Source organism: Pseudoalteromonas sp. S3178 (genome assembly GCF_005886985.1).
Lineage (GTDB): Bacteria > Pseudomonadota > Gammaproteobacteria > Enterobacterales > Alteromonadaceae > Pseudoalteromonas > Pseudoalteromonas carrageenovora.
The window spans coordinates 1-278 of the sequence record NZ_PNCW01000499.1; the positions used below are offsets into that span (position 1 = coordinate 1).

General features: G+C 47.8%; 1 pseudogene. It reads left to right on the forward strand.

Annotated elements, in window-relative coordinates:
* A pseudogene (locus CWC11_RS21920) lies at positions 1–278 on the forward strand (NADP-dependent oxidoreductase); the annotation flags it as partial.

The window sequence follows — 278 nt, forward strand, 5'->3', positions numbered from 1 at the left end:
AAGTGCCCGGGTTCCACTTTGTGGGTTGATCTCTCAATATAATGCCACCGAGTTGCCATCGGGACCCGATCGTATGTCGATGCTGATGGCGACGCTGCTGATTAAGCGAGTGAAAATGCAAGGCTTTATTGTATTCGACGACTATGGGCATAGATACAACGAGTTCAGCGAAGCGATGCTGCCGTGGTTAAACGCGGGCAAGATTAAGTACAAAGAGCACTTGGTCGAGGGGATGGATAATACTGTCGAGGCATTTATTGGCTTATTGGAAGGTAAAA